10 protein-coding genes are annotated in these 10,064 nt (G+C 42.6%); all 10 read right to left on the bottom strand.

Annotated elements, in window-relative coordinates; genetic code table 11:
* Positions 1-236: 236 nt before the first annotated feature.
* On the bottom strand, positions 237-1,181 hold the full coding sequence (locus LC574_RS10700) for an SDR family oxidoreductase (RefSeq protein WP_229453505.1): 945 nt from the start codon (positions 1,179-1,181) through the stop codon (positions 237-239).
* 96 nt (positions 1,182-1,277) lie between these two features.
* Entirely contained in the window at positions 1,278-2,141 is an 864-nt protein-coding gene (locus LC574_RS10705; protein WP_229453506.1) for an alpha/beta fold hydrolase, read from the bottom strand.
* Between the two features lie 66 nt (positions 2,142-2,207).
* A complete protein-coding gene (gene phaB, locus LC574_RS10710; RefSeq protein ID WP_229453507.1) occupies positions 2,208-2,930 on the bottom strand; it encodes an acetoacetyl-CoA reductase PhaB in 723 nt (240 codons plus the stop codon).
* A gap of 117 nt (positions 2,931-3,047) precedes the next feature.
* A complete protein-coding gene (locus tag LC574_RS10715; protein ID WP_229453508.1) occupies positions 3,048-4,241 on the bottom strand; it encodes a thiolase family protein in 1,194 nt (397 codons plus the stop codon).
* 679 nt (positions 4,242-4,920) lie between these two features.
* Positions 4,921-5,976 (bottom strand): class III poly(R)-hydroxyalkanoic acid synthase subunit PhaC, encoded by a 1,056-nt coding sequence (gene phaC / locus LC574_RS10720; RefSeq protein ID WP_229453509.1) that lies wholly within the window; start codon positions 5,974-5,976, stop codon positions 4,921-4,923.
* Positions 5,977-6,164: 188 nt separating this feature from the next.
* Positions 6,165-6,341 (bottom strand): hypothetical protein, encoded by a 177-nt coding sequence (locus LC574_RS10725; protein ID WP_229453510.1) that lies wholly within the window; start codon positions 6,339-6,341, stop codon positions 6,165-6,167.
* 102 nt (positions 6,342-6,443) lie between these two features.
* Positions 6,444-6,830 carry a poly(R)-hydroxyalkanoic acid synthase subunit PhaE gene (locus LC574_RS10730; protein ID WP_229453511.1) on the bottom strand — a complete coding sequence of 129 codons (387 nt, stop codon included), beginning with the start codon at positions 6,828-6,830 and terminating at the stop codon, positions 6,444-6,446.
* Between the two features lie 127 nt (positions 6,831-6,957).
* Positions 6,958-7,527 carry a general stress protein gene (locus LC574_RS10735; protein ID WP_229453512.1) on the bottom strand — a complete coding sequence of 190 codons (570 nt, stop codon included), beginning with the start codon at positions 7,525-7,527 and terminating at the stop codon, positions 6,958-6,960.
* 144 nt (positions 7,528-7,671) lie between these two features.
* Positions 7,672-7,878 carry a chlorophyll a/b-binding protein gene (locus LC574_RS10740; protein ID WP_229453513.1) on the bottom strand — a complete coding sequence of 69 codons (207 nt, stop codon included), beginning with the start codon at positions 7,876-7,878 and terminating at the stop codon, positions 7,672-7,674.
* Positions 7,879-8,141: 263 nt separating this feature from the next.
* Positions 8,142-9,842: a beta-carotene ketolase CrtO gene (gene crtO, locus LC574_RS10745; protein ID WP_229453514.1), complete on the bottom strand. Its 1,701-nt coding sequence runs from the start codon at positions 9,840-9,842 to the stop codon at positions 8,142-8,144.
* Positions 9,843-10,064: the final 222 nt, after the last annotated feature.

The raw sequence follows: 10,064 nt of genomic DNA on the forward strand, positions 1-10,064 counted from the left end.
ATGATGACACTGTCCAGCAGGACCGGGAAATCCTTTTCAAAGACATCATCTAATAAATTAATGGATAATATATCTTCATTATCCAGGTTAACAGACGTTTCGTCCGAAACTAAAAACAACTTTGACGTAATCATAATATTCTTTGGTTAGCGTTAAATAATCTTTTAAAATACTTTCTGCCATGCGGATGTTTATAATTGCTAAAAAATTGTTCCCCTGCCCTGTTTTCCCGGATTTTACGATCTTCGCCCCGGATATTCCGCCCCTGACGCCCATGTATCACCCCTACGGGGTTCTATTTCTCCGATTACTTTGTCGTGTTCAGCAACAGGTTGGTAAAAATTATTTGGTGCATCTTCAGACTTCGGCTCGGAACTATGCTGTAACTTGAAGCCGACAAGCAGTAATAGTGAATCTACTAATGGTGGTGAGATGCGCTGTACCAAATCTAATATTTTAGCTACATCCCCAACTAAGTAGTCACGAGTTGGATGTTCGGCTACGTAGAGGATAGCATCAGCTACAAGTTTAGGCTCGTAGTAAGGTGGTATCCCGGCAGGCTTTACGCCTAATTTCGTCAGCCCATTGTTCCAGAAGGGACTGTTGATCACTGCTGGCTTTACACTTGTGACGCTGATAGGCCATTTTTCATGTTGCAACTCAACGCGCATGGCTTCGATAAAACCCTCGACCCCGTGCTTGGCTGCCGAGTAAGCACTTTGGTAGGGGAGCGATCGCGTACCTTCCACAGAAGAGACATGGATCAGTGCCCCCCCTCCCTCACGCTTCAGATGGGGTAAGGCTGCCATTGCACCATACACCTGTCCCATGAGATCGACATCAATAACATGCTTAAACTCTTCTGGTGTTGTATTGTCGAAAGTGGCAAAGATGCCGATGGCGGGGACATGTACCCATGTATCGAGTCGCCCGTAAACTTCCACAGTTTTATCTGCGATCGCCTTAACTTGGTCAAATACTTCCACATCGGCCACAATATAAGTTGCCTCACCGCCAAAGCTGCGAATCTCCTCCACTAAAGACTTTAGCTTCGACTCACCGCGAGCGGAGACTACCACTTTTGCCCCGCGTCTAGCAAACTCAAGAGCTGTAATTCGTCCGATACCACTGGAGGCTCCAACGACGGAAACAACCTGCTGATTGATTGGCTTTAATTTCATAAGTGTTACTCCTTAAAAGGGATTGGGGATTGGGGATTGGGTACTGGGGATTGGGAATTAAAATTCATTCCTAGAGTCCCTAGTCCCCAGTTCCATTCACAAATGACAAGCAAGAAACTGGTTCAATGCGTCGGTAAATAATTCAGGACGCTCGACTTGGGGTAAGTGCCCGCAATTGGGTATCAAAGCTAGGTGTCCTTGCTTTAGACGGCTGACTGCATCTTGAGCTTGATAATTCGGCAAAACTAAGTCATTAATACCCCATACAACCAGGGTCGGCATCTCTACCTTTGGTAGGTAGTCGAGTACTATCTGCTTCTGTCCTAATACATATATTTGAGAACGCAGTATAGATAAATTTGCTTCTAAAAAGCCTGGAACAAGCCCCAGCCGCTCTTGTTCTGCTAGCCATGTGTTGGGAACTTGCAAGGGATTAGCAAAAAGCAACGCCGCCCGTGACCACGCCCTTTGCTTCGCGCCCAAAGGTGTTTGGCTCCAGGCGATCGCTAACTCTCCGTACAAGGGCAAAGTCAAATTTGACAGAAGTGGGTTGACGAATTGGCTAAATCCTATACTGTCTACCAGTACTAATGCTGGTACACGTTCGGGATTTGACAACGCAAAGCGTAGAGCAATCAAACCACCTAAGGAATTGCCTACGAGTACTGCCCGTTGAATTTCTAAAGCGTTGAGAAAATCGGCTAAGAATTCTGTCAAAAATTCCAGCGAATATTCACGCTTGGGTTTAGCACTATCCCCAGCACCTGGGAAATCTACGGCTATAACACGATGTTTAGTTCCTAGAGCAGATATTACCCAAGACCAATCAACAGCGCTATCACCGACTCCATGTATCAGAACTAACGGTGGATCATCATTACCCCCTGTCAAATAGCGAATATTGAGTTCATTTACATCTATTTGCCGCTTTTCAAATCCCATGTTCACAGTTACTCCCATTTAAATTTGTCATTTATTAAAGATTGGAATTTAAATTCCTAATCCCCCCAATACCCCATCCCCTACTCATGTGTGATGAGCGCCGTTAACTCGTACAACTGTACCAGTAACGTAGCTGCTGGCTATTGGCGAGAGCAGAAATGCTACTGCCCAAGCAACCTCTTCCGGTTTCCCAAAGCGAGACAGAGGAATCTCAGACAAAATCCGTTGCTTGACTTTATCTGAAATCGGGGTGAGCATATCAGTCTCAATAAATCCCGGTGACACAGTATTAGCCCGCACTCCGTAACGCGCCGCTTCTAGAGCCAGAGATTTTGTCAAGCCAATCGTTCCTGCCTTGGATGCTGCGTAGTTTGTCTGGCCGAGATTTCCTCGTTCGCCGGAAATTGAAGTGATACAGACAACAGAGCCAGAATGCCGTTCGTACATCTTGGGAATAACGGGTTTTAAGGTGTTGTACACTCCTTTCAAGTTAGTGTCAATTACTGCATCCCAGTCTGCCGTTGTCAGTTTTGGGAAAAAATTGTCTCGCGTAATTCCAGCATTAGCCACAACCCCGTAGATTGGGCCAAGTTTCTCTTCAACCTTTTGTGTCACTGCCTCCATAGCTGCTTTATCGGTGACATCGGCTGAGATTGCCAAACTCCCCATCTGCGGATTGTAATCGCTGCGGTAGGTGTAAGCTACTTTAGCTCCCAACTCCAAAAGCAGATTGACGATCGCAGCTCCGATTCCCCGATTACCGCCAGTTACCAAAACCACTTGATCTTCCAATCCCAAAGATGCCATAAGTTAAACCAATTCAAAATTTCACAACAGTTAAAATAATTCGTATTTGGCACTCTTAATTACGAATTACGTTAGCGTAGCGGTAGCGAGTCCGCGAGCGTCATTACGAACTACGAATTATCTCAGCCTCTCCAGTGCGATCGCAGTACCGCCACCAGTCCCGTGACAAACTGCTGCCAATCCAAACTGCCCGTTTTGCTGCTGCAAAGCGTTGAGTAGTGTTACTAAGATTCGCGCTCCTGAAGCCCCAATGGGATGCCCTAAAGCGATCGCCCCGCCATAGACATTTAATTTTTCATAAGGAACGCCCAACTCCCGATTGAACAATACATTGCTCAGAGCAAAGGCTTCGTTGTTTTCAAACAAATCAAAATCGTAAATTTTCATTTTGAGTTTGTCTAAAAGCTTGTTCACTGCCAAGATGGGAACTTCGGGGAACCGCCAAGCTTCTCCTCCTGTCCATACTCCACCAATCAACCGTGCTAGAGGATTGAGTTGGTAGCGTTCTACTGCTGTTTTACTTGCCAAAACTAGAGCTGCCGCTCCATCGGATATTTGACTGCTGTTACCAGCCGTGAACACCCCATCTGATCTGAAAGTAGGCTTCAGCCCAGCAAGAGTTTTTAAAGTAGTTTCGGGGCGAATTCCTTCATCTTGATCTACAACTTGTAAACCTTTCTTACCTGCAATCTCAATTGGTACAATCTCTTCTTTAAACAAGCCTTGCTCAGTCGCTTGGGCTGCTCTAGCTTGGGAAAAGAAAGCTACTTCATCCAACTCATCCCGCGTAATTTGGTAAGCAGTTGCCAGTTGTTCTGCTTGCTCTCCCATCGTTTCGCCACTGATGGGATCGGTGAGTCCGTCATGCAGTAAAACATCGGTGAGTTGTTCTGGTGAACCTAATAAGGATTTGTAGCCCCATCTAGCTCGTTGCGATAGCAAAAAACCTGTCTGGGACATAGATTCCATGCCTCCAGTCAGTACCATTTGGGCATCACCAGAACGAATAGCGGTAACGCCGTTAATCGCACTCATCATTCCCGATGAACACACCATATTTACTGCATATCCGTTCACCTTCTGCGGAATTCCAGTTTTGAAAGCTGCTTGACGAGGTAATGATTGCCCATGTCCGGCGCTAAGTACATTACCAAAAATATACAAGTCTAAAGCTTCTCCTGATACTCCCGCTCGTTCCAAGGCTGCACGCATGGCGATCGCACCTAAGTCTACTGGAGACAAATCTGCCAAGACACCTCCAAATCTACCAAGCGGTGTGCGTACTGCTGAGACAATATAAGCTTCTTCCATACTTCTCATCACTTTAGGGAATTAAAAATTGAAAATAATGAAACAACTTTGAATTTTAAATCAATTATTATTTCTAACTTCTCAGGACTTACGCAAAAACTCTCTGCAACTCTTATTCCTTCTCCTGTCGGAGACGCCAAGGGCGAACGTGTCCTTCGTGCCTTCTCTGCGAGACGCACTCGCGTTCGCGGTTCGTTATTCCGTGACTCATGCGTAAGTCCTATTCTGTAAAAAATTGCTTTTGCTTGAATGATTTATTTTGCTAAAATAAACATATTAAAGACTGTAATATTAATTTATAATATTTTTAATATCAATAAATCATTCTTTAGAAGTAAATGGGATTTTGTATAAAAAAATATAAGTATTAATATAAATAGACAGCATAAACACCATTCAAGAGGAGTAAATATAATAATGGATTTTTTCAATACTTTTGAGCAGTTTTTCAGACCGTTCAACGAAGCCTAGAGGATGCTTTTTAATCAGGGCTATTTCATTCTCATCTAGCCCGCCTCAGAATGAATTCTGAGTCTAATAGCGAAAGTCATCTAAAGATGACTGAGGAAAGGTTCTAGCCCGTTTTAACGGACTTTAGCTATTAGCCTAGAACTTTAGTTCTGGGCGGTTTATGTATACAATGAAATAGCCCTACTTTTCAATAACTGGGAATCTACAATTATTCTCGCGCCTTCAGCCAATCGGCAATTGTTGGCGGTAGGTCTTTTTGAACTTTGCTGCTCACATACATACCAATATGTCCAACTGGAAACGATCGCACTGTATAATCAACACTGCCAACATATTTCTCAAGAGCTAAAGATGATGCCGGTAAAACTAGATGATCCTGTTCGGCATAAATGTTTAAAATTGGGATGTGGATATTCCCCAAATCTACTCGCTTATTGCCAATCTCAATTTGACCTTTAATTAATTTGTTTTCTTGATAGAAGTCCTTAATAAATTGTCGAAAAGTCTCTCCAGCTTGATCTGGACTGTCAAAAATCCACTTTTCCATGCGGAGAAAATTGAGCAGCTTGTCCTCATATTCAACAATCTCCAGTAGATCAATATACTTTTTGACACCCAACTGAAAAGGCTTCAGCATTACGAAGACAAAGTTGAGAAAGTTGCCAGGAATGTTACCTAAAGTGTCAACTAGAAGATCCACATCTAATGCTTGTTTCCCTAAACTGCTTCCACTCCATACATTGAGAAGTCCTTCATTGATGTGAAAATCGACTGGCGTAACCATAGTAATTAGGTTTTTTACCTTTTCTGGGTAAAGGGAACTGTAGCAAAGACTGAAGGTTCCCCCCTGACAAATTCCCAATAAGTTAATCTGCTCTAAGTTGTGGCGATCGCGGATGATATTTACACAGTTATTGATATATCCATTGATGTATTTATCAATACTGAGCCAGCGATCGTCTTGGTTAGGATATCCCCAGTCAATCAAGTAAACATCTAGACCAAGGTTGAGTAAATTGGCAACAAGCGATCGCCCCTCTTGTAAATCTACAATGTAGGGACGGTTAACTAAGGCATAAACAATTAGGATCGGAATATTAAACAACTTATCCACCTGGGATTGGAAGTGGTATAGTACTACCTTGTCTTCCCGGTAAACCTCTTGCTTAGGTGTCACCCCAATCTGAATCTCTTGTTCGCGCAGGCGGTTGAAGATATCTACGCTATTAACTAGCTTTTCGATTAGCTCGATAGACTCGTGCATCGTTTCCTGATAACATTTTGGATGAGAAAAACGAAAGTTCAAGCCTTAGAAAAATATGGCAGTGCTTTTACCCAAATAAGGGTTTTTGAGAAACTAAAAGCACTACCATACATTTTGCTGAGGATCATGTTATATCTGAAATTTCAATGTCATCAAAAAACAAAAATGTCCTGTTTCAATAAATAGGATTAGAACCGAATAAGCCCGTAATAAGCGCTTACAGCAGCTAGGATAATTGTTAAAACTCCCAGTGTTGTGCTAAGTAGAAATTGCACAGAGGTTTTTTTATTGAGAGCTTCTTTACTTCCACCTTCAAGTGTCGTCCGTTCGGTATTGTTAGAATTGCTTATTTTGTCAGTGTTCATGGCTCTTATCTTATTTGATTACTTATTACAATTTGGCCTCTAATCCCAAAAATCACATCTAGCTTTAGGACTAACAAAAAAGGTAGAAATAACTAAATGAAATTAAACCTTGTTTTCATCCACCTGATTACAAATCGGCACCTCAAGCTTCTTGCGAACTCCTTCTAGCAGCTGTTGTTGTTCGAGCCAAAACTTCATGCCTACCCTCAAGAATTTCCCTTGAATTGCCTGGGCATCCTCTGAACGGAACTTCTGTGCAAATTCTCGGTCAAATATACTACTCCAGACTTCCAAAAACTGTCGCAAATTCTCAATTGCTTCACCCTTGGCTTGGTAAGAGGCTAACTCCCGTGTCAGTTCCGAAAATGCTTTTACCCAAATATCTGCCAGCAGTAACTGATAGTCAAAGCTAGCTTGGGATAGCTGGATTAAAGCATCAAATGTTTTCAGGAGTTGGTCGATTTCACAGGTATGCTGCTGTCTGCCCATCAGGTTTACTCCGTTATTTTTCCTAAGATAACCCGCACAATAAACGCTATAAGAATTCGTTAAAAATTCTGATTCAATGCACAGATATAGCAACACCTGTGAAAAACATTTTTGTTTGAACAAAGCGCTAATTTACCCCACCATTTGAAGCCTGCGGGGAATCATAAACGCCCCAATATTCAATACCCTGATCGCGTAATATCGGTTCGGCGCGGTGAATTTCTTCTTCTGAGCCTTCTAGTATGAGCAAATAATAACTCTGCTGGAGGCGATCGCTATAAACTCTGGCTCTATCTTCAGGAATGCCTAAATCACCTAATGCCTTTAGTAAATTCTGATTTGCTGCGGCTCCCACAGCAACACCTGCAACACTACTAACTAATGCTACACCTACAGAACCTGCTGCTAGCACGGCTCCTAAACCGGGAAGTGCCAGACTACTCAAACCAGCTAACACGCTACCCCAAGTAGTTGCTGCCAGTGTCTCTCTTACTGCTCCGGTTGAATTGACTTCTTGATCGCCGATGCGATCGCTTATTTGGGTTTCGCTAAGGTGTTCCCCCTGCTCTACATCTTTAGCAATGACAGAAACTTTTTCCATAGGAAAGTTTGCAGTTTTCAATTCATTAATTGCTTCCTCTATCCCTTGAGAATTAGCAAATACTCCTAATGCACGTATTGTGTTTTTAGTTATCATATTTTTCTCCTTCGCAATTGGATTAGTGCGTCCATTTATAACCTCGGCATTAAACTTTATATCACCCGTAGGTTAAGTACTAAGACGCTACTAAGTTGTTCTTTATTGATTTCCCCCAAGGTGGGGATAAATATAAGCGAAGATTTAGCGAACCAAGTGGAGTACGTCACGTACTAAGCTATTGCCAGCCAAATCCCAAAGTAGGTAAGAAACAAAGCCAATCATCGCTAAACGCCCATTCCACAGTTCTTGTTGAGGATTCCACCCAAAAATCCAAGCATTGCGATCAACACCGTTATAGGCTTTAGCTTCAGTAGATAATTCAATCGCTTTGTTAGTTTCAGTTGCCATTGTAAATATTCCTTAATAACTCTACTACACCCACATATTAGTTACTATTACGGTCGCAGTTCTCTGTCTATTGGGGAATATAAAAGTGCCACAGGAAGTATCTGTAAGCATTTTATAGACTTTTGATCCTTTCGGCTAAGAAGCATCAGGAACTTACTCAAGAAACCTCACAAAATCTCATCTGTCGTCGTTTACCTACTTCAGACTCAACTTTGAAATCATGCAATTTCCTGATGCTATTTACTTTTTTTACAAACAGCCTCTTAATCTAATTCATTCCTCAAGACAGATGCGAAAGCAGATTTAATTGAACCTCCTGCTTCCTTGATTTTCTGGGCAATGGGTTGCTCATTATGCAAAAACACACGCGCACAGTTGCGTCCCGGCAAACCGGAAATTGAACCACCCGGATGAGTTCCAGCACCAGTAAGATACAAGTTATCAATTGGTGTTTTGTAGTTAGCTAATTCCGGCAACGGACGGAAGCAAAGCATCTGCTCTAAGGTCATATCAATATGGTAATAATTACCTTTGTAAGTCCCTAACCGTTCTCCCAACTCAGCCGGACTTTCGACATGACGGGCGATGATTGAATGTTGAAGATTGGGCGAATACTGCGCCAGTTTATTAATCACCTTGTCTGCAACTTTGTTTTTCAGTTCATCCGTCCAACCCGTACCTTTTAAACCTGTACCCTCTGCACCAGCAATTTGATAAGGAGCAAAAAACTCTATCCATAATGTGTGCTTGCCGGACGGTGCCATCGATGGGTCGAGTCCGGTAGGCATCACCACATACATCGACGGATCTTCATCAGGAATTTTGCCCAGAGTAATCAAACTATGAGCTTGTTCTACATGATTGACGGAATCAGCAATCAGAATAGAACCCATCAGATAATTATCTTGATGATTGTGATGGACAAAGCGCAATGGTTCAGATAAAGCACAATCGATTTTGAGGATGGTTTCATTGTTGTTGATGATGCGGCGGTCTAACCTTTCGCGCAAGTTGCCATCGCTACTATCGACATCGCTACTATCCATTAGTTGCAAGAATAAGCGCTTGGCATCAATACTTGAAATTACACCTTTGTTAGCACGATATTCTTTGCCACCAGCAACCCGCACACCCACAGCTTTACCATTATCTACCAATACTTTTTCTACCTTTTGGTCGGTGAGAATCGTACCACCTTGACTTTTTACCAGCTTCACCAAAGCTTCCACAAGTCCACCACTACCGCCACGGGGTCTTGCCATACCGGGATTATGACGCAACATCATCATCATCGCCCCAAAGGACATAGCTTTTTGTGAGGGAGGGGAACTCAGTTCTGCTGAGAGTCTAGCCAGAGGTGCTTTGAGAAACTCAGAATCGAAATACTCGTTAATATTATCTGTAGCACTGCTGAGTAGGGTACGGACTAAATCAAGGGTTGTGTTAGAGCCACCTAGAAGAGAAAATAAGTCTTGCAGATTATTGAGATTGTAATTACCAGCAATATCAACAATTGATTTGGGTGGTGCATTGAAGAAAGGAGCAATCCCTTTGATGAAGCGCTGCCAAAAATCGGCATATTCAGCGTATTTTTCAGCATCACGCTGACTGTAACGGGCAATTTCCGCACAAGTCTTTTCCACCGACTTATGAGCTAAGAAATACTTGCCATCAGGATTAGGGCAAAAGGCAACTGGATCGCAGCTAAGATATTCCAAGCCGTACTTGTGCAGTTCCAACTCTTGGATGACTGGCCCTAAGAAAATAAACAGATGGTTAATCGCGCAAGGACTAAATTTAAAACCAGGTGCTTCATCAGGCATAAGTTCTTCAGTTGTAGAACCGCCACCGGGGAGCGATCGCCCTTCCAATAACAGGACGCTGTAACCAGCTTTTAGCAGGTAGCCGGCACAAACTAAACCATTATGACCAGCGCCAATAATTACAACGTCATACGATTCCATGAGTGCAACGTGGAGAGTAAAGTATATTCCCCGATATTAGAAAGTGCTGAAGATATCTAAATCTTTCGTGGGTTATAAAATATTTATATATCTAGTATAGCAGTCCTAAATCATTTGTGAAATATTTTTCTCTTTGCTGTCATTAGTCATTAGTTATTTGTCCTTTGTAATCACAAATGACCAAGGACAAATGACTAAGGACGACCATAACAAAATTTTCAC

It is taken from the genome of Nostoc sp. CHAB 5715 (assembly GCF_020829685.1).
In the GTDB taxonomy this organism is placed as follows: Bacteria; Cyanobacteriota; Cyanobacteriia; order Cyanobacteriales; family Nostocaceae; genus Nostoc.